The organism is uncultured Muribaculum sp. (genome assembly GCF_910583865.1).
Lineage (GTDB): Bacteria > Bacteroidota > Bacteroidia > Bacteroidales > Muribaculaceae > Muribaculum.
Window position 1 is genome coordinate 36,035 of record NZ_CAJTYX010000012.1, and the last position, 18,831, is coordinate 54,865.

Genomic DNA, 18,831 nt, shown 5'->3' on the forward strand with positions numbered 1-18,831 from the left:
AGTGTTAAATGTGCATTCAATGCAGATTATTGCTTGTTTATTAAGAGAGATAAGATAGGTTGCTATCTTTAGAAATGTTAAATTTGCAGTTTAAAAATTATCAAGTATATAAATGGGAAGACTTGTAGCAATAGTCGGACGGCCTAACGTGGGAAAATCCACGCTGTTCAACCGTCTCACCCAGACCCGCACCGCAATAGTCGATGACATGGCGGGCACCACACGCGACCGTCAGTACGGCAAGGTCGACTGGATAGGAAAGGAATTTTCTATCGTGGACACAGGCGGCTGGGTAGTAAACTCCGAAGATATCTTTGAATCGGAAATCAACAAGCAAGTGCATCTGGCCATAGAAGAGGCCGACGTGATACTTTTCGTGGTAGACGCCATGAACGGCGTGACCGATCTCGACGACCATGTGGCCGAGATTCTGCGGCGCTCGAAGAAACCTGTGATTCTTGTGGCAAACAAGGTCGACTCCAATGATTGGATCTACAACGTGCCCGAATTCTACAAACTCGGTCTGGGTGACCCGTTTACCGTCTCGTCCGCTAACGGGTCGGGAACTGGCGACCTGCTTGACGAAATCGTGAAAGACCTTCCTGACGACGATGACGAGGTGGAGAATCTGGAGAGCATCCCCAAGTTTGCCATCGTCGGACGCCCGAATGCCGGGAAATCGTCGATAATCAACTCGTTCATAGGCGAGGAGCGTAATATCGTTACTGACATAGCCGGCACCACACGTGACTCCATCTATACACGGTACAATAAGTTCGGCTTCGACTTCTATTTGGTCGACACTGCCGGTATCCGTAAAAAGACCAAGGTCAACGAGGATATCGAATATTATTCCGTGATACGCTCGATCCGTTCGATAGAGGCCTCAGACGTATGCATCCTCATGATCGACGCCACGAGAGGCATCGAAGCGCAGGATGTCAATATATTCTCGCTGATACAGCGCAACAAGAAAGGTCTCGTGGTATGTGTCAACAAGTGGGATCTCGTCGAGGACAAGTCGGTGGCCGCCATCCGCTTTTTCGAGCAGACAATACGCCAGCGCTTTGCCCCTTTCACAGATTTCCCCATCATATTCGGGTCGGCTCTTACCAAGCAGCGCATATTCAAGGTGCTTGAGACTGCCGTCGCCGTTTACCATAACCGCAACCGCATCATCCCCACATCGCAGCTCAATACCTACATGCAGGAGGTGATCGGTGCCTATCCCCCACCTGCAAACAAAGGGAAATATATAAAGATCAAGTATGTGACCATGCTAAAGGAGTCGGTCATACCGACCTTCGTGTTCTTCTGCAACCTTCCCCAGTGGGTGAAAGAACCGTATCGGCGCTATCTTGAGAACAAGATACGCGAGAAATGGGATTTTACCGGCACGCCGGTCAACATATTCATGAGAGAAAAATGACACAGACATTTGAACAATTAGGCGTCAACGAACCCCTGCGCCGTGCTATTGAAGAAATGGGATTCGAGACGCCGATGCCTGTACAGGAAAAAGTCATACCCCACCTGCTTCAGGAGGACGGCGATGTGGTGGCTCTCGCCCAGACGGGCACAGGCAAGACGGCCGCGTTCGGCCTCCCCGTGCTGCAGCGCATAAATCAGGATGTCAACGCTCCGCAGGCGCTGATCATCTCGCCTACACGTGAGCTGTGTTTGCAGATAAGCAGCGACCTTGCCGACTTTTCCAAGTATCTGCCGGCAGTGAAGGTGCTGCCCGTCTATGGCGGGTCGAGCATCGAGAGCCAGATACGTACCCTGCGCCACGGAGTGCAGGTGATTGTGGCTACGCCGGGTCGACTGATGGATCTGATCAAGCGCGGTGTGGTCAATCTCGAGCAGGTGCACACCGTGATTCTCGATGAGGCTGACGAGATGCTCAACATGGGCTTCGTCGATGATATCAACGACATACTTACCCACGTGCCGGAGGGCCGCAAGATGCTGATGTTCTCGGCCACGATGCCAAAGGAGATAGCCAGGATAGCGCAGCGGTTCATGCACGACCCGCAGGAGTTCGTGGTAGGGGTGCGCAATTCAGGAGCCGAGAATGTGCGACATATCTACTATATGGTACATGCCCGCGACAAATATCTCGCACTCAAGCGCATTGCCGACGACAATCCCAACATATACGCCATCGTGTTCTGTCGCACACGAAAGGAAACGCAGGAGATTGCCGACCGTCTTATTCAGGATGGCTACAACGCCGACTCGCTTCACGGAGATCTCTCGCAGCAGCAGCGTGACATGGTGATGAAGAAATTCCGCGACCATGTGTTGCGCATACTCGTGGCTACCGATGTGGCCGCACGCGGTCTTGATGTCAGCGACCTCACCCATGTGATAAACTACGGCCTTCCCGACGACGTGGCCACATACACCCATCGCTCGGGACGAACCGGACGCGCCGGAAAGACCGGCATATCAATAGCCATAATCCACTCGCGCGAGCGCAGCCGCCTGCGCGACATAGAGAAGCGCATCGGCAAGACGTTCGAGCGCCAGGAGGTGCCCACTCCCGACCATATCATAGAGAAGCAGCTATACAACCTTGCTGACCGGCTTGAGCGGGTGCAGGTCGACGACGACCAGATTTCCAAGTATTTCAGTGGCGTGGAGCGTAAGCTCGGATGGCTCTCGCAGCAGGATTTGCTGAAGCGCATCCTGTCGCTCGAATTCAACCGTCTCCTCGAGTACTATAAAGACGCTCCCACCATCGACTTCATCGACGAGAAGCCGGCCGGACGCGGACGCAAGGAGAAGGACAAATCGATTTCTCCGCGCGAGAAGGACCGCCGTACCGCCGATCGCGGCATGGCGCGCATCTACGTCAATGCAGGCAAGAGCGACGGACTGTTTGCCGGAAACCTTATCGATATTCTCAATCACACCGTAGAAGGCCCGCGTGTCGATGTTGGCCGAATCGACTTGATGCCCGGGTATTCGCTGTTTGATGTGAAGAAAGCCGATGCACGTAGGGTGGTCAATGCGCTTTCGGGCCATGATTTCGTGGGACGGAAGCTCTACGCCGAGATTGCCGATCCGGAGAAGGACTACACATATGCCTCTCGACGCAAGAAAAAGGCTTCCGATGCGGAAGCACCAAAAGAGGGCAAGCAGCGACGCAAGCCTGCGGGAAATTATGATAAATTCATAAAGAAAGGTAAAAAGTATAAATAATAAGTGGTGTTTTTCCGGGTAATTGTATAACTTTGGATAAACAAACTTTCGCTTATGCGCAGACTAATTCTCCTATTCATGGCTATGGCTGCCACTGCCGTGGCATATTCGCAGATTACGGCTTCGGCGGCGTTCCGTGACGCTCCCGCGTCGGTGCTGCCGTTGCTCGACCGCAACACACGGCTTGACATGATAGATTATTTCAACAGCGGCTCGGCCACGGCGTCGAAGAATTCCATGCAGGGTCAGTCGCGCATTACGGCCTTATCGCCTGCGTCGTTGTCGGCTACCCTTACGGGCAGTTCCGACTGCCAGCTCGCACTATTGCCGATGCGCGGAGATACTGCGATAGTCTATATAGAGACCGTGCGCCTGCCTGCCTCCGACAGCCGTGTAAGGGTGTACGACCGCAACTGGAAGCCTCTCGCATCGAAGTCTTTCGTTCAACCGTCGGTTGCCGACTGGCTGACCAAGGAAGGCGAGAAGAATTCCACGGCAGTTAATGCTCTTGTGCCGTTCATGCTCTCTTCGGCACAGTATGCACCGGAGACGCAGACGCTCACGCTTACCAATCGCCTGTCCGACTTCCTTTCGCCGGACATATATGGGCAGGTGGCTCCATGGCTTCTTCCGGAACTTACCTATCGCTGGGATTCTTCGCGCTTTACACGTGTAAAATAAAAGCCGTTGGAAACCCTTACTTTACTGCAACTCAACCAACGTATCGCCAGGCTGGTGGTCACCCCCGAGACTCAGAACGTCTGGGTGACTGCGGAGCTTTCCGATGTCGCTGTGCGCTCCGGCCATTGCTATATGGAGCTGTTGCAGAAGGATGAATCTACGGGACGCACCCTCGCGAAAGCCCGCGCGGCCATATGGGCCAGTGCATTTCCGGCTATACGTTCGGGATTTTATGCCGCTACAGGCAGGGACTTCACCACCGGACTGAAAGTGATGGTGCGGTTGAGCGTATCGATGCATCCTGTCTACGGTATGTCGCTGGTGATAAACGCTGTAAATCCCGATTATACCATGGGCGACCTGATCAGGCGTCGCAATGAGATGATTGCGCGGCTTAAGAGCGAGGGCATCTTCGACATGAACCGTTCGCTCGTGCCGGAAGAGCCTGTGCTGCGTGTTGCCGTCATTTCAGCTTCTGGTGCCGCCGGGTATGGAGATTTTATGAACCAGCTTTCCACTTCGCCGCTGAGGCTGCGCTTCGTGACGCGACTTTTCCCTGCCGTTATGCAGGGTGAGCGTACTCCGTGCTCGGTGATGGAGGCGTTGGCGGCCGTGGAACGCGAACAGCATGACTGGGATATCGTGGTGATTATCCGTGGCGGTGGCGCTACCTCCGACCTGCTCGGATTCGAGGATTACGACCTTGCCGCAGCTGTGGCACAGTTCCCACTGCCGGTAATGGTGGGAATAGGGCATGAGCGCGACGTCACCATTCTTGACTACGTGGCGTGCATACGTGTAAAGACACCTACCGCCGCCGCTGAATGGCTTTTGGCAAAAGGTAAGGAATGTATCGACAGGCTTGATTCGCTGGGGCGGGACATTGCTCTCGCCGTGTCGGGCTATCTGAGCGGCTGCAAGGAGCAGCTTGGCACGATAGAGGGCCGTCTACCGTCTCTTCCTCTCGCAATGCTTACCAGGGCGAATGCGCGTACCGACCGTTATGCTCTGGCGCTTCAGCAGCTATCGTCGAGGGCGATATCCCCGCATGTATCGGCCCTTGATCGGCTCACGCTTGCACTCTCGCAGTCGGCTTCGGCTGTGACGGCTCCACGACGGCTGTATCTTGAAAAGCTTGGCGCCACGCTGTCGACGGCATGTATGTCGGCATTGTCTACGCGCCGCAACCGCCTCGATGCTATGGGTCAGTTGCTTGATGCTTTGTCACCCGAGGCCACGTTGCGCCGAGGCTATTCCATCACCCGGGTTGACGGACATGCGCTGACCGACGCGTCGCAGGTGTCGCCGGGAGTCGTGATACGCACCACTCTGGCCCGGGGCGAAATTATCTCAACAGTAAAATAACAACATCTACCATAGAATGTCTCCGAAATTTACACCTGTGAGCGACATGACCTATACACAGGCTGTCGCCGAGATTGAAGAAATATTACGGATGATGCAGTCCGACACGCTCGATATCGACCTGCTCGCGGCATACACGCGCCGGGCCACGGAATTGTTGTCGGAATGCCGTCGCCGTCTTACAGACACCGACCGCGAGTTGCAAACAATACTTAACCCCCAGAAGTAATGGAATCAAAGAAATTCATACTTACAGAGAAAGACATACCCGTCGCATGGTATAACGTAATGGCCGAGATGCCGGTGAAGCCTCGTCCGATGCTTGATCCGGCCACTCACAAGCCTCTCAGTCCCGAGGACCTTATGCCGCTATTCACCCGCGAGGCATCGCTTCAGGAGTTCAATACCACAGACACCTGGATTGAAATCCCCGAAGAAGTGCGTGACATGTACCGCATATGGCGTCCGACACCGCTCGTGCGTGCACGCGGGCTTGAAAAGGCGCTTGACACGAAGGCCCACATATATTTCAAGAACGAGAGCGTAAGCCCTGTCGGTTCGCATAAACTCAACTCTGCCGTGCCTCAGGCATATTATGCGAAGAAGGAGGGTGTCACCAACATCACAACCGAGACCGGCGCCGGGCAGTGGGGGGCCGCCTTGTCGCTTGCCGCCAAGCATTTCGGATTGGAGTTGGCTGTGTACATGGTGAAGATTTCATTCAACCAGAAACCCTATCGCCGGTCAATCATGCAGACCTACGGAGCCGAGGTCATAGCCTCGCCGTCGATGTCGACAAAAGCCGGTCGAAAGATCATCACCGAGCATCCCAACTATCAGGGTTCGCTCGGCACGGCGATTTCAGAGGCCGTCGAGCTGGCCATGTCTACGCCCAACTGCAAGTATGTGCTCGGATCTGTGCTCAATCATGTAGCACTTCACCAGACCGTTATCGGCCTTGAGGCCGAGAAACAGATGGAGATGGCCGGAGAGTATCCCGACGTGGTGATCGGATGCTTCGGTGGAGGTTCAAACTTCTCCGGCATATCGTTTCCGTTTATGCGTCACAACTTCTCCGGCGAGCGCTCCACGAGATTCATCGCGGCGGAGCCTGCGTCGTGTCCTAAACTCACACGCGGTGTGCTTGAATATGATTTCGGCGATGAGGCGGGCTACACTCCGCTTATCCCCATGTACACCCTCGGCCATGATTTCTCCCCGGCCAACATCCATGCCGGCGGACTGCGCTATCATGGTGCAGGTGCCGTTGTGAGTCAGTTGCGCAGCGACGGCATGATTGATGCAGTTGACATTCCCCAGCTCGAGACTTTCGCCGCCGCCACTCTGTTCGCACGTGCCGAGGGCATAATTCCCGCTCCTGAAAGTTCCCACGCCATAGCCGCAGCCATACGCGAGGCAAAGCGCGCCAACGAGGAGGGCACAGCTCCCGTGATTCTGTTCAATCTGTCGGGACATGGGCTGATTGACATGGCGGCCTACGACCAGTATATAGCAGGCGACCTTGCCAATCATGAGGTTACTGACGAGGATGTGGCACGTACCACTTCATCGCTCCAGCATCTGATTTGACGGGACACTATGATCGAGTATGTGAAAGGTGCTCTTATGGAGCTGACGCCGACTGATGCCGTAGTCGAGACAGTAGGCGGAGTCGGATATTCAATGGCTATAACTTTGCCGACATATACCGCCCTTGAGCCGGAGCTGGCTGCACACTCCACAGTCAAGCTTCTCTGCCACGAGGTGATCCGTGAGGACGCGTGGCTTCTCTACGGTTTTGCCACCGAACGTGAGCGCGCGCTTTTCCGGTTGCTTATCGGTGTCAGCGGGGTCGGAGCCTCCACGGCACGCATCATGCTCTCTTCTATCCCCGTGGCAGAGCTTGAGCAGGTGATTGTCTCCGGCGACACGCGTCGTCTGAAAGCCGTGAAAGGGATCGGTGCAAAGACTGCCGAGCGAGTGATAGTCGACCTGAAGGACAAGGTGAAACCGGGTGACGACGTGGGCGTCGCGCAGTTGGCCGCCCCCGATTCCGAAGTGTTCGACGAGGCGTTGACAGCCCTCGTGATGCTCGGCTTCACCAAAGCGGCATCCCAGAAAGTGCTCAACAAGCTATTCGCCGACGATCCTTCCCTCAAGGTCGAGACCGCCATCCGCAAGGCTCTCGCTCTCCTGTAAACTTGATAATAACATGGGCGGGGCTGTATTGATATTCTCGATACAGCCCCGCTCGTTTATTTTCGGTCATGCAGCGAGATTCCGCTGCGTATCATTTACAGGATTTCCCTGGATTGATTATTTCTGGATTTGTCTTGTTGTCAATATTCTTTTTGCGATTTGATGCGTTGGAGCTGGCGTTCGATGGCCTCAAGGGAGAGATCGACAGCCTCTTCGAAAGTGTCGGCGATTTTCGAGGCATAGAATTCTTCCTGCATGGGGATGGTTATCTTTATGGCGGCTTCCTTGTTCATCGAGGTTTCCGGCTTGACCACCTTGAGGGTCACGTCGGCTTTTGTGATGGCTTCGAAACGGCGAGAGAGCTTGTTGAGTTTTTTCGCGATGAAGTCCTGGAGCTTTTCAGTTGCGTCGAAGTGGATTGACTTGATGTTAACTTCCATGGTTTCCTCCTTTCTTTGCGGCACGAGGATGTGCCTGTTGATAATTTTGTTTAAGTTCCTGATAGGTGATATGGGTGTACACCTGTGTGGTCTCTAATGATTTATGGCCGAGAAGTTGTTGCACTGAGAAGAGGTCGGCACCGTTGTTGAGCATGTCGCTGGCAAATGAGTGGCGCAACACGTGGGGGCTTCTTCTTGCCGCCACCGTACGGCCTTCGAGTGTCCCGTGTACCACCCTGTATATGAGCCGCCGGTAGAGCGGCTCACCGTCGGGCCTCACAAAGAACTGCGGGGCCGCGATGCCTTCGACTGTCGCGTCGCGCAGGCGCCTGTATAGGTCAATCATCTCGGTCAGTTCATCCCCGAAAGGGATTATTCTTTCCTTATTACGCTTGCCGTGTACTTTTAGTTCACGCCTTGCCATGCTCACGTCGGCATCAAGTAGCGATTCAAGCTCGGTGGTACGCATGCCGGTGGAATAGAACATGAGTATGATGAGACGGTCGCGCACCTCGGTGAAGTCGGTACGGTCGAAGTCGTCGGCGAGTATCGACGACATCTCCCCCTGACGTACATACACTGGGAGCGGTTTGTCGGTCTTAGGCTGGTGCAGGTCTGCTGCCGGGTTCACGACCAGTCCGCGGTGTTTGGCGAGATAGCTGAAAAATGCCCGCAACGACGACATCTTCCTGCGTATTGTGCGCGACGAGTCGCCCTCTGCAGCCATATGTCCGAGCCATAGACGCAAATCGGAGGTGGTGACGCTCAGAGGGTCGAGTCGCTCCGGATGGCTGTCAGTGGCGAAATCGGCCCATTGGCGCAAATCACGCATATATGCAGAAACGGTGTGTACTGAATAATTCAGTTCACACCGTATATATGTCGAGAAAGAGTCGAGCATGATATTCGCTTTTTCCCGGATGCTTTTTTCGGCTATCCGGATGTGTCGAAAGCGAATTTAACTCTTTCTTTGGATATGTCCAAATAATATGGAGGAAAAATGAGTAGGATTACTCCTCGACCATGCGCAGTTTCTGTACGTAGACGGCCTTCATCATCTTCTTGCGGTTGGTGATGGAGGGCTTTTCAAAAGCCTGGCGGCTGCGAAGCTCTTTTACGATGCCGGTCTTTTCAAATTTTCTCTTAAACTTTTTTAAAGCTCTTTCGATGTTCTCGCCTTCTTTGACTTGTACGATGATCATGTTTAGTTGTTGATTTTATGTTGTTTTTTTAGATTTTGCATTTTGCGCGACAAAATTACGCATACTTTTCCAAACCGCAAAATTTTTAACACCTCATTTTGACGTGTATCAATGAGATAACGTGTAAAAACAGATGGATGGCCAATGATCGGGTCATCCATCTGTCATATAGGGTTATATATTATTCTATTGGGAGCGGTCAGGGGCGGAGGATTTTGCGTGTGGAGCCGTCTGCACGGACTTCTATGAACATGCCTCCACGTACATCGCTGTCGACACGCACCCCCTGGAGATTATAGACCTCCACCGTCCGGTTGGAAAGGGCGGGGGCGGCGGGAATGCTGTCGATTGCCGACGAGGCTGCGCTGTCGACGGTGATGTTGCGCAGGGCGAGTCCTGCACCGTCAGCTTCGGAGCATGCATGGAAGCCGATGTGGTAGAGTCCGTCGGCAGTGGGAGTGAATGTGATGCTCTCATCAACGGGATCGTAGATAGCATACTCTTTTTCAGCGAGAATGGGGGTGGTCAGCGCGGATGGCACCGGTGCAGTGCCGTAGTAAACCGCAAGTCTCTCCGGGCACGACTCGCTGGCTGTGGACACCTGGAAGCTGATAGTGTACGCGACACCTCCTTCGAAAGATAGGGACGGGAGTATCATCCAGTCATCGGCTTTGTTTGTCGATGAGTAGGGGTACATGGCGGCGGTACACTCAAGGTCAAGAGCCTCGATATACCAGTATTCTTCTCGGTACCATTCGTTGCGGTCGCCGTTGACGTCGATTATTGTCAGGTCGGCGAAGCTGTCCTCCTTGTCGAAGTCGAGCACATAGGGAAGCGATACCGATCCGAGGCGATAGGCCGGGGTTGTGTAGGTGCTGACCATCTTTCCTCGATACGACATGTCGATGCGGTAGGAGTAGCCGGTCATCTGCTCCGGAATCGCCACGGCGTCAATGAGGCTCGTCGCGGTAGTCGCCGAGGCAACCTGCACGTTATCGGGCAGACGGGTCACGTCGTAGGTCAGCATCGACGCGTCCATGTATCCTCCATGTTCGGTGGCTGTGGGGTGTGCCCATGTGAGCGTGAATGCGCCGTCGGCATAGCTGAGGCCGGCCGATGTGAGTTTCACGGGAGTGTCGTGGCCTATCCATTGCGAGGCCTTGGCTTTCGGGCCTCGTCCGGCTTTGTTGGTAAGTTCGAGCACGAATTCATATTGGCCGTCCTCGTCGACTTTCCCTTTGGCTTCAATTTGTTCGCCTGGAGCAGCCGTGCCCCGTGCGAACAGTGATCCGTTGGCACGCACCAGATAGTCAATTTCACCTTCAAGGGTTGAACCGCCGAAAGTCTTGTCGGGCATCGTGAAGGATACAATGCCGTCGAGCGCTCCGCCGTTGAATTTGAGTGTCATGCCGGATGGTGCGGCTGGAGCGTTGTCATCGGCCAATGGGCCCGGGATATACATGCCGCCTATGGCTTCGCCGTCGGCGAATTCATAGGCGAGGGTCGCTGTGGTTGTGCTCAAGTCGACGGCATAAAGCTCCGACTTGCTGACACTGTAGCCATAATCGTCGAGAGTGGAAGAATCCTCGTTTGTGACGACTACGTAGAAAATGCCTGTAGAAGTGTCGATTGCTCCTGTAGAGCGTCGGTTGGCGGTGAATCCGAGGTCTGCCATCTTCTCCGTGTCACCTTTAGTCTTGTCGACCTTCCATAGAGTGCCATCCATCCCTACGGAATAGAGCTGTCCTGAACGTGTGCATCCGAGAGCTATCCACGGAGTGTCTATCTCCTTTATGGCACGGCGTTCGCCTGTGGCCTCGTTGATAGTGCCGAACACGTATTTCCCGGCGGTTTCGCCCATGTCGGGATCTGTATAGAAACATCCGTAAATCTTGGCAGTGGTGTGGTCGTAGGCAAGGTCGGTGGCTACGCCGTGGACGCCGCCGAACAGTTGTGAGTTGTATTCCCACGTGTCGGGTTTGAAAGTGAAGTGGGTGACCTCGGTGAATCCGTAGTCGGTCGATTCCTTCGTGCAGAAATAGAAATCCTCGGTCATGACGCCGCCTCCGCCGGCATCGATGTCGGAGTCGGACTTGACGAGCTGTCGGTCGGGAGTGTCAAGGCCGAAGCTGTACATCCCTATTTCCGACAGCCGGGGATATTCTTTCCATTCGTTGGAACTGTAGACCGAGGCGTAAAAGCGTTTTTCGGCGGCCTGCATGCCGCAGGTCATTATAACGGTGGCAATCGCTACAGCAGATAGTCGTAGAGTCAGATTCATATGTCAGATAGTTTTGTTGTGTTGAAATGAGTGGTCGTGGATGATGTCGCGGAGTGGTCAGGGGACCGTTTTCAGCGGGTGTCGCGTGTCAAGCCTCGGGAAGCGGAACACTATGGAGAGGAGCAGAAACACGATCAGTGCCCATGGATAGTAGAGGTAGGGCCACGGTGCTACCGGGGATATTGAGGCGAGCGACGTGGCGAGGAGGGTCTGGGCGCCATAGGGTATGAGGCTCTGCACGATGCACGACGCAGTGTCGAGCAAGGAGGCCGTCTTGCGTGGATCTACGCCGAAGCGTCGCGACAAGGAGGCGGCAAGCGACCCTACGGTGATGATGGCGACAGTGTTGTTGGCGGTGCAGAGGTTGACGATGCCTACCACCAGGGCTATGCCGCCTTGTGCGCCGCGCGGACCTCTGATACGTCGCGTGAGCAGCTGTAGGATGTAGTCGATTCCTCCTGCTGCTTTTATGAGTCCGAGCATTCCGGCAGCAAGGAGTGTGATTATTATCAGCTCGCCCACTGAAGCTATTCCGGCGCCCATGAAGCCGAACATGGTGATGATGTCGTGGCCGGTGAGTATGCCGAGCAGCAGCGCCGCCACAATGCCTATGGCGAGAACCACGGTGACGTTGAGTCCGGCAAGTGCGAGCAGTATGATGAGCAGGTAAGGGATGACGAGCACGGGATTGGATGTGGTGAGATCGGCCATGTCGGGTAGCTGCACACCGAGGATCACGTAGAGCACGAGCGAGGTCAGTGCCGCCGGGAGGGCTATCCATAGATTCACGCGGAACTTGTCGCGCATGAGGCATCCCTGGGTGCGTGTGGCGGCGATGGTTGTGTCGGAGATGAATGAAAGATTGTCGCCGAAGAATGCTCCACCGAGCACCACGGCCACAAAGAATGGCACGTTGCCGCTCTCGGACTGGGCAAGCTCTACGGCGAGCGGGGTGAGAGCCACGACCGTGCCTACCGACGTGCCTATGGCGAGCGATATGAAGCATGATGCGGCGAAAAGTCCGGGTATGAGCATCTCGACAGGAAGAAACCGCAGCGCCAGATGTACGGTGGCCTCTACAGCGCCTATCTCCTTGGCTATAGAAGCGAAGGCTCCGGCGAGGATGAATATCCATACCATGTACATGACGTTGGAACTGCCGGCATCGTGAGAGAATATTTCGACGCGTTCGCTGAGCGGCTTGCCGCGCATTATGATTACAGCCCAGGCCGAGCCGATAAGCAGCGCTACGGAAATGGGCATCTTGTAGAAATCTCCGATTACGAGGGATACCACAAGGTAAAAAATGAGGAATACCAGTATCGGCGATACGGCAAGCAGTCCGATACGGGGCGGTATGCGTGGAGGAGCGGATTGGTTGTCCATGTTTTATATCAGGAGAGACGGCTTTCTTTCAGCAATTCGATAAACCGCTGCAAGGCGGTGGAGGACTGGAACGAGGAGTAGGGAATGAGCAGCATCGGAGCCGGCCGTTTTTTGTCAAGGAGTAGTCCGATGGCCGACGATGAGCGAATCGTGCCGCAGATGTCGGACATATTGATAACAGTGGTCGACACCGGCTTTTCCGAGGCATCTTCATCGTTTTCGTCGGTGAAGAAATCTATTGTCAGGTCGATGCCGTCGCAGGCCACGGAATGTAGTGGAATGTTGAGGCGCGCATGCGGAGAGAGTGCGTGATAATAGTAGACGATGAGCATCGCCGGCGGGATGACGAGACACACGAGCACGAGTGCAAGCATCAGATAGCGGATGTCGGCGGAGGCAAATGCCGCCGATATGGAGCATAGTGGTAGGAGAGCTACCGCCCACCACCATTTTGACGCCCATTGGCGCATGATGGCTGAGGCATAGGCCGATGGGGAGATGCGGAACTTGGTCGTGACGATTGTTTCCGGCATGTCGGGTATATACTATATGCTCACCGGCGGTGTGTCAGTGATATGCTGGCACGCCGCCGGTGAGTGTGGCTTGGAATTTATGGTAGAATTATTTTCCGGCAGCTACTTCCGCCTCGGCGATACCGGCCAGCTCGGGATCAATCATGATGCGGCCGCAGTATTCACACACGATGACTTTCTTGTGCATCTTGATTTCCATCTGCTTCTGCGGTGGTATTCGGTTGAAGCATCCTCCGCATGCGTTACGCTGGATATAGACGATGCCCAGGCCGTTACGGGCGTTGTCGCGGATGCGCTTGAAAGCCTTGAGTGTGCGCTCATCTATTGTCGGCTCGATTTCCTTGGCGCGGACGCGGAGGCGCTCCTCGTCCTGGCGTGTCTCGGACACGATTTCTTCAAGCTCGGCTTTCTTCTCCTTGAGGATATGCTGGTTGTCGGAGAGTTTCTCTTCAGTGGCCGTGATGTCGGCATTGCGCGAGTCGATGGCGCGTGCGTACTCGTTGAGGTGCTTTTCGGAAAGCTCGATCTCGAGGGTCTGGAACTCGACTTCTTTAGACAGGAGATCGAACTCGCGGTTGTTGCGCACGTTGTCGAGCTGCTCCTTGTAGCGGGCGATCTTGGCCTGCGACTCGTTGATCTTCTCCTTTTCGATGGTTGTCTTGCGGCGGAAGTCCTCGATGTCGCGCTGATAGTTTTCGATACGAGTCTTTAGCCCCTCGATATTGTCCTCAAGGTCCTTCACTTCGAGAGGAAGTTCGCCACGTATCTGCTTGATGCGGTCGATCTCTGAGAGTATGGTCTGAAGCTCGTAGAGAGCTTTCATGCGCTGCTCTACAGAGAGGCCGTCGGATTTCTTTTCAGTAGCCATTCCTAAATATAGTTTATCGGATTTTTTTCTGAGTCGGAATAATTAACTGCAAAGTTAGGAAAATTCTGCGTAATTATATGATGAAAAATGCGTTTTGTGCATGATTCCGACTCGAAGTGGCCTATGTCTATGATGAAAATACGGTCGCCGTAGTCGAGGAAGTCGTGATAGCGGACATCGGAGGTGACATAGGCCTGCGCTCCGGAGGCGATGGCATCGGGAATCATTGATCCTCCGGATCCTCCGCAAATGGCCACTTGCTCTATGACCGCTCCCTCGGGTGGAGCGGTGCAACGGCACACAGGTGAGGAGCACGCTTTCTTGACTCGTTCTACAAGTTGCATGGCGGTAAGTGGTACAGCCGATATGGCTACAGCTCCTGCACCGGCTTCTGGCATGTCGGCGTTAATCGGCATGAGCGGGTGAAGGTAGTCGAGGCCGAGGTCGCGGGCAAGCCATGCGTTGACACCGTCAGGGGCGTTGTCGAGGCTGGTATGTGCGCAGTAGATGGCGATACCCTGCTCTATGGCGCGTATCACGGCCTGCTGTTGCGGGGTGGCTCCGGTGATCTGCTTCAGTCCGTGGAATAGTAGCGGATGATGGGCGACGATGAGGTTGTACCCGCGTGCCACCGCCTCGTCGACACGGGTCGGGGTGACATCGACGCAGAGTAGCACGCCAGTGCACTTCCGCGAGGAGTCGCCGAGCTGTAGCCCTGAGTTGTCGTAGCTCTCCTGGAGAGCAACAGGGGCCATCTTTTGGATGGCCCCGATTATGGAATCAATGGTGATGTTCATTACTGTGATGTTCATGAAGTGTGGTGTTCGTCATTACTGCTTGTCGCGGATGTCGACCGTGAGGTTAAGCTCGTCGAGCTGTTTGGGGTCGAGCGCGGCGGGAGCGTCGAGCATGACGTCGCGGCCCGAATTGTTCTTCGGGAAGGCGATGCAGTCGCGTATCGAGTCGAGACCTGCGAAGAGCGATACCCAACGGTCGAGACCATATGCGAGGCCTCCGTGGGGTGGTGCCCCGTACTTGAATGCATTCATCAGGAATCCGAACTGCTCTTGTGCTTTCTCGGGTGTGAAGCCGAGTATCTCGAACATTTTGGCCTGCAATGCGCTGTCGTGTATACGGATTGAACCTCCGCCGACTTCCACTCCGTTGACCACCATGTCGTAGGCATCGGCGCGCACTGCTGCGGGGTCGGTGTCGAGCATGGGTATGTCCTCGTCCTTGGGATGGGTGAACGGATGATGCATTGCCATCAGGCGCTGCTCCTCGTCGCTCCACTCGAACATGGGGAAATCGACCACCCACAGGCATGCGAACTTGTTCTTGTCGCGCAGTCCGAGCTGACGGCCCATTTCAAGGCGCAACTCGCAGAGCTGCTTGCGGGTTTTCATCGCGTCGTCGCCGGAGAGGATGAGTATGAGGTCGCCGGGCTTGGCATCCATGGCTTCCTTCAGTTGTTGTAGCACCTCCTGCGAATAGAATTTGTCGACTGACGACTTGACGTTGCCGTCGGCCTCGACGCGGGCATAGACCATGCCTTTGGCGCCTATCTGCGGACGCTTGACGAATTCGGTGAGCTGGTCGAGCTGTTTGCGGGTATAGTGGGCTGCTCCGGTGGCACAGATGCCTCCGATGTAGGCGGCGTTGTCGAATACGCTGAATCCGTGGCCCTTGAGCACATCCATCAGTTCGACGAATGTCATGCCGAAACGCAGGTCGGGTTTGTCCGATCCATACAGGCGCATGGCATCGGCCCAGGGCATACGTATGAACGGTTCGGTAAGTTCCACACCGCGCAGTTCCTTGAACAGGTGTTTCGCCATCCCTTCAAACAGCTGGATTATATCGTTCTGGTTGACGAACGACATCTCGCAGTCGATCTGAGTGAACTCAGGCTGGCGGTCGGCGCGCAGGTCCTCGTCGCGGAAGCATTTCACAATCTGGAAGTAGCGGTCCATGCCCGACACCATGAGTAGCTGCTTGAGGGTCTGTGGCGACTGGGGAAGCGCGTAGAACTGTCCGGGGTTCATGCGCGAGGGCACAACGAAGTCGCGTGCTCCCTCGGGGGTGGAGCCTACAAGCATGGGGGTCTCTATCTCAAGGAATCCCTTGGAGTCGAGGTAGCGGCGCACTTCCATAGTCATGCGGTGGCGCAGCTCAAGGTTGCGGCGCACGCATGGACGGCGCAGGTCGAGATAGCGGTATTTCATGCGTATGTCATCGCCGCCGTCGCTCTCGTCCTCGATGGTGAACGGGGGCACCTCGGAACGGTTGAGCACATTGAGCGAGTGGGCCTCGATCTCGATGTCGCCGGTGGGCATGTCGGGATTCTTGGCATAGCGTTCGGCTACTTTTCCCGTAATCTGCACTACGAATTCACGTCCGAGATGGTTGGCCTCCTCGCAGAGTGGGGCGTCGACCTCGTTGTTGAAAACGACTTGGGTGATTCCGTAGCGGTCGCGGATATCGACAAATGTCATGCCGCCCATCTTGCGGATGCGCTGCACCCATCCGGCTATTGTGACGGTCTGACCGGCATCGGCGAGTCGCAACTCGCCACAGGTCTTGTTACGATACATAATTGGCTTTGAAAATTTTGCGTAAAGTTAGTGAAAAGTAGAAAAAACGCAAAATAGAATCTTTTGAGGCGGAAATATGAGTCGAAAACACCGTGTCCGTCATGTCACTGTCCGTGTCATTCGAATATTGTTCCGGTAATCCATCTGCAAAGGATGGCAATGGGCACTGTGATTGCTGTAGTGGTGGCAAACCTCAGCCAACCGGTTTTTACTCTTTTCTTGAGGCATGAGTCTGTGACCGTGATAAGGACCACGTACACAGGTATCAGTACCAAATCTATCGATAGCATTTGTCTGGTTCAGATCGATGGGGTTAACGGGATTGCATTACATGGCTTTTCTTCATACCATAGAGGAGTATGCCGGCAATGGCGGCTATCGACAGGAATATGAAATCGCCCGGGGTGGAGGGTATACGCCACTCGTTGACGTATGTGATTATAGGAATCAGGTAGGTCAGTTTGAACAGTTCTTTGGCTGTTTTTATTCGGAAGCTGCGTGCGCCGAGATGCTGTGCTTCGTCCTCCGGCAGATCCGGATGACGAGTGGCGAATCTGGCGATATGATTAAGATATTGTCGACGTAATGCAAACCCGCAATAAAATCCAATGATAGCCATCACTCCGAATATTATTCCCGAATAAGTGTCGGGAGAGCCGGCGATGAATTCTTGCAGAGTCATTGGACTTTCGTTGTGCAGCAAACCGCGGACGGCAATCATCAGATAAATTATCGTCAAGAGGGTTATCGAGCCAATCAATCCGGAGAGGCAGCAGGAGGCCGTTTTATTTTTCATAATTTTTGTGGGTTACTCAGTCTATGGATGTGTATGTTTTTTAGTCATGTTGTTGACAGATGATTCAGTCAGATGTGTATCAGAGGATGCGCATAATTATGGTGAAGTTGCATATTGAATTTTTTTGGTGGTTTATGATGCAAATGTAATGTTTCTCCGGCTATAATGCAAATGAAAAATCAGTCTTTTCCTCTCATAAGCTTAATATAGCTGATTGTTCCGAAAATAATGAGTGACGTTGTCGAGATTGCAAGTTTCCAGCGATGGCATATGAATAATGTATAGAGTGGCCACGCCAGAATAGCCAGGCCTCCTATATAAATCAATGTGTAAAGTATCTTCTTGTTCATTTGCTTTCTGTTTGATTGCCGTGTGCAATGATTTGTGTTTGATTATTTGGAAAGAGTTGGTGAATTTATGTCAAAGAGGTCAGCCGGCAAAATTTTCAGTCTTGAAAATATTTATCATTTTGAAATTCCATGTTATGTAACATGTTGGTAAACAATTTGTTATAAGTGATGAAAAATTTAATTTTTTATCACTTATAAGATAGTGGTTAATCCACTGGTAATCAGCAAAGTACTATGTGCTTAAACTTTTGGCTGATAATTAACTGAATAACAGACTGTTATTTTTGATGCGGCTGTTCTTGATTCCACTTGGAAGCTTTGTGATATGATTCGTGGAGATATGATTAATCCCGACTGCGGGTAGCGGCCGGGAGGTTGCGGTAGGGGAGATGGTGTTGATGGACAAGAGAGGGAACGGGGTGGGGAGGGGCTGGATGGGGAGGAGATTGGGAGTGGAAGAATGGGGGCGGCGTAGTCAGGCCTTGCAGAATTTCCAGCGGAGGCGCTCCCAAATGGAGGGCTGCTCGGTGCGGATGTGTACGTTGACTCCGGCATCTTTCTTGTTGAGGAAGAGGATGGAACTGTGGAGCACGATGGCGAGGGTGTCGTCTAATCGCGATATGCCGTGTACGTGGGAGAGGGCTATCTCGTGGAATGGCGACCTGGAGTCGAGACATCCGATCACTATGTTGCCGTTGCCGTCGATACTGAGGTCGTGCTCCTCCGAAGCGTGGTCGAAGAGGAGTGGTATGTCAAGAGCGTCGATGCTGTCAGGACGCCGGTTGTATTTGTGGTAGAGTTCGTCTATGACTTTCTTGGTAATCATGAATATGCGGTATATAGCAAGATTTTTCGGAGAGGGTGATGCGATTATCGTTTTGGAGACGTGCTTCAACCATAATACACCGTTTGGTGTGTGAAAGTTCGTG

18 protein-coding genes are annotated in these 18,831 nt (G+C 53.9%); 7 read left to right on the plus strand and 11 right to left on the minus strand.

Going from position 1 to position 18,831, the window contains the following annotated elements:
• The first annotated feature begins 112 nt into the window (after nt 1-112).
• Genes der through ruvA form a run of 7 tightly spaced genes read left to right on the plus strand, consistent with a single transcriptional unit; the run spans nt 113 to nt 7,452 of the window.
• A complete protein-coding gene (gene der / locus QZ303_RS04200; protein WP_295729565.1) occupies nt 113-1,429 on the plus strand; it encodes a ribosome biogenesis GTPase Der in 1,317 nt (438 codons plus the stop codon).
• A complete protein-coding gene (locus QZ303_RS04205) occupies nt 1,426-3,207 on the plus strand; it encodes a DEAD/DEAH box helicase (protein WP_295729567.1) in 1,782 nt (593 codons plus the stop codon). The genes der and QZ303_RS04205 overlap by 4 nt, the downstream gene beginning before the upstream one ends.
• 54 nt (nt 3,208-3,261) lie before the next feature.
• Nucleotides 3,262-3,888, plus strand: coding sequence for a DUF3256 family protein (locus QZ303_RS04210; RefSeq protein WP_295729569.1), 627 nt, complete (start codon nt 3,262-3,264; stop codon nt 3,886-3,888).
• A gap of 6 nt (nt 3,889-3,894) precedes the next feature.
• Nucleotides 3,895-5,253, plus strand: a complete 1,359-nt coding sequence (gene xseA / locus QZ303_RS04215) for an exodeoxyribonuclease VII large subunit (protein ID WP_295729572.1) — start codon at nt 3,895-3,897, stop codon at nt 5,251-5,253.
• A gap of 16 nt (nt 5,254-5,269) precedes the next feature.
• On the plus strand, nt 5,270-5,482 hold the full coding sequence (gene xseB, locus QZ303_RS04220; RefSeq protein ID WP_295729575.1) for an exodeoxyribonuclease VII small subunit: 213 nt from the start codon (nt 5,270-5,272) through the stop codon (nt 5,480-5,482).
• Nucleotides 5,482-6,843, plus strand: coding sequence for a TrpB-like pyridoxal phosphate-dependent enzyme (locus tag QZ303_RS04225; protein WP_295729578.1), 1,362 nt, complete (start codon nt 5,482-5,484; stop codon nt 6,841-6,843). Before xseB ends, QZ303_RS04225 begins: the two co-directional genes overlap by 1 nt.
• A 9-nt stretch (nt 6,844-6,852) precedes the next feature.
• On the plus strand, nt 6,853-7,452 hold the full coding sequence (gene ruvA, locus QZ303_RS04230; protein ID WP_295729581.1) for a Holliday junction branch migration protein RuvA: 600 nt from the start codon (nt 6,853-6,855) through the stop codon (nt 7,450-7,452).
• A gap of 140 nt (nt 7,453-7,592) precedes the next feature.
• On the opposite strand, the gene raiA is transcribed toward ruvA, so the two are convergent.
• The 11 genes from raiA to QZ303_RS04285 form a co-directional block, all read right to left on the minus strand.
• Entirely contained in the window at nt 7,593-7,892 is a 300-nt protein-coding gene (gene raiA, locus QZ303_RS04235; RefSeq protein ID WP_295729583.1) for a ribosome-associated translation inhibitor RaiA, read from the minus strand.
• On the minus strand, nt 7,882-8,793 hold the full coding sequence (locus QZ303_RS04240; RefSeq protein WP_295729586.1) for a tyrosine-type recombinase/integrase: 912 nt from the start codon (nt 8,791-8,793) through the stop codon (nt 7,882-7,884). The genes raiA and QZ303_RS04240 overlap by 11 nt, the downstream gene beginning before the upstream one ends.
• 109 nt (nt 8,794-8,902) lie before the next feature.
• Nucleotides 8,903-9,094, minus strand: a complete 192-nt coding sequence (gene rpsU, locus QZ303_RS04245) for a 30S ribosomal protein S21 (protein WP_068959768.1) — start codon at nt 9,092-9,094, stop codon at nt 8,903-8,905.
• A 199-nt stretch (nt 9,095-9,293) separates the two neighbouring features.
• Entirely contained in the window at nt 9,294-11,375 is a 2,082-nt protein-coding gene (locus QZ303_RS04250; RefSeq protein ID WP_295729591.1) for a choice-of-anchor J domain-containing protein, read from the minus strand.
• A 57-nt stretch (nt 11,376-11,432) separates the two neighbouring features.
• Nucleotides 11,433-12,761: a Na+/H+ antiporter NhaC family protein gene (locus QZ303_RS04255; RefSeq protein WP_295729594.1), complete on the minus strand. Its 1,329-nt coding sequence runs from the start codon at nt 12,759-12,761 to the stop codon at nt 11,433-11,435.
• Nucleotides 12,762-12,769: 8 nt separating this feature from the next.
• Entirely contained in the window at nt 12,770-13,294 is a 525-nt protein-coding gene (locus QZ303_RS04260) for a hypothetical protein (RefSeq protein WP_295729597.1), read from the minus strand.
• Nucleotides 13,295-13,382: 88 nt separating this feature from the next.
• Nucleotides 13,383-14,162 carry a C4-type zinc ribbon domain-containing protein gene (locus QZ303_RS04265; RefSeq protein ID WP_295729600.1) on the minus strand — a complete coding sequence of 260 codons (780 nt, stop codon included), beginning with the start codon at nt 14,160-14,162 and terminating at the stop codon, nt 13,383-13,385.
• 2 nt (nt 14,163-14,164) lie between these two features.
• A complete protein-coding gene (locus QZ303_RS04270) occupies nt 14,165-14,974 on the minus strand; it encodes a Nif3-like dinuclear metal center hexameric protein (protein WP_295729602.1) in 810 nt (269 codons plus the stop codon).
• Between the two features lie 18 nt (nt 14,975-14,992).
• Nucleotides 14,993-16,756: an aspartate--tRNA ligase gene (aspS, locus tag QZ303_RS04275; protein WP_295729605.1), complete on the minus strand. Its 1,764-nt coding sequence runs from the start codon at nt 16,754-16,756 to the stop codon at nt 14,993-14,995.
• Between the two features lie 313 nt (nt 16,757-17,069).
• Nucleotides 17,070-17,552 carry a hypothetical protein gene (locus tag QZ303_RS04280; protein ID WP_295729607.1) on the minus strand — a complete coding sequence of 161 codons (483 nt, stop codon included), beginning with the start codon at nt 17,550-17,552 and terminating at the stop codon, nt 17,070-17,072.
• Between the two features lie 825 nt (nt 17,553-18,377).
• Nucleotides 18,378-18,728 carry a hypothetical protein gene (locus QZ303_RS04285; RefSeq protein ID WP_295729610.1) on the minus strand — a complete coding sequence of 117 codons (351 nt, stop codon included), beginning with the start codon at nt 18,726-18,728 and terminating at the stop codon, nt 18,378-18,380.
• Nucleotides 18,729-18,831: the final 103 nt, after the last annotated feature.

Bases quoted from the DNA above. Each gene is read 5' to 3' on its own strand.
- der (WP_295729565.1), top strand. From the start codon at position 113: ATGGGAAGACTTGTAGCAATAGTCGGACGGCCTAACGTGGGAAAATCC.
- QZ303_RS04205 (WP_295729567.1), top strand. From the start codon at position 1,426: ATGACACAGACATTTGAACAATTAGGCGTCAACGAACCCCTGCGCCGT.
- QZ303_RS04210 (WP_295729569.1), top strand. From the start codon at position 3,262: ATGCGCAGACTAATTCTCCTATTCATGGCTATGGCTGCCACTGCCGTG.
- xseB (WP_295729575.1), top strand. From the start codon at position 5,270: ATGTCTCCGAAATTTACACCTGTGAGCGACATGACCTATACACAGGCT.
- QZ303_RS04225 (WP_295729578.1), top strand. From the start codon at position 5,482: ATGGAATCAAAGAAATTCATACTTACAGAGAAAGACATACCCGTCGCA.
- ruvA (WP_295729581.1), top strand. From the start codon at position 6,853: ATGATCGAGTATGTGAAAGGTGCTCTTATGGAGCTGACGCCGACTGAT.
- raiA (WP_295729583.1), bottom strand. From the start codon at position 7,892: ATGGAAGTTAACATCAAGTCAATCCACTTCGACGCAACTGAAAAGCTC.
- QZ303_RS04240 (WP_295729586.1), bottom strand. From the start codon at position 8,793: ATGCTCGACTCTTTCTCGACATATATACGGTGTGAACTGAATTATTCA.
- rpsU (WP_068959768.1), bottom strand. From the start codon at position 9,094: ATGATCATCGTACAAGTCAAAGAAGGCGAGAACATCGAAAGAGCTTTA.
- QZ303_RS04250 (WP_295729591.1), bottom strand. From the start codon at position 11,375: ATGAATCTGACTCTACGACTATCTGCTGTAGCGATTGCCACCGTTATA.
- QZ303_RS04255 (WP_295729594.1), bottom strand. From the start codon at position 12,761: ATGGACAACCAATCCGCTCCTCCACGCATACCGCCCCGTATCGGACTG.
- QZ303_RS04260 (WP_295729597.1), bottom strand. From the start codon at position 13,294: ATGCCGGAAACAATCGTCACGACCAAGTTCCGCATCTCCCCATCGGCC.
- QZ303_RS04265 (WP_295729600.1), bottom strand. From the start codon at position 14,162: ATGGCTACTGAAAAGAAATCCGACGGCCTCTCTGTAGAGCAGCGCATG.
- QZ303_RS04270 (WP_295729602.1), bottom strand. From the start codon at position 14,974: ATGAACATCACAGTAATGAACATCACCATTGATTCCATAATCGGGGCC.
- aspS (WP_295729605.1), bottom strand. From the start codon at position 16,756: ATGTATCGTAACAAGACCTGTGGCGAGTTGCGACTCGCCGATGCCGGT.
- QZ303_RS04280 (WP_295729607.1), bottom strand. From the start codon at position 17,552: ATGAAAAATAAAACGGCCTCCTGCTGCCTCTCCGGATTGATTGGCTCG.
- QZ303_RS04285 (WP_295729610.1), bottom strand. From the start codon at position 18,728: ATGATTACCAAGAAAGTCATAGACGAACTCTACCACAAATACAACCGG.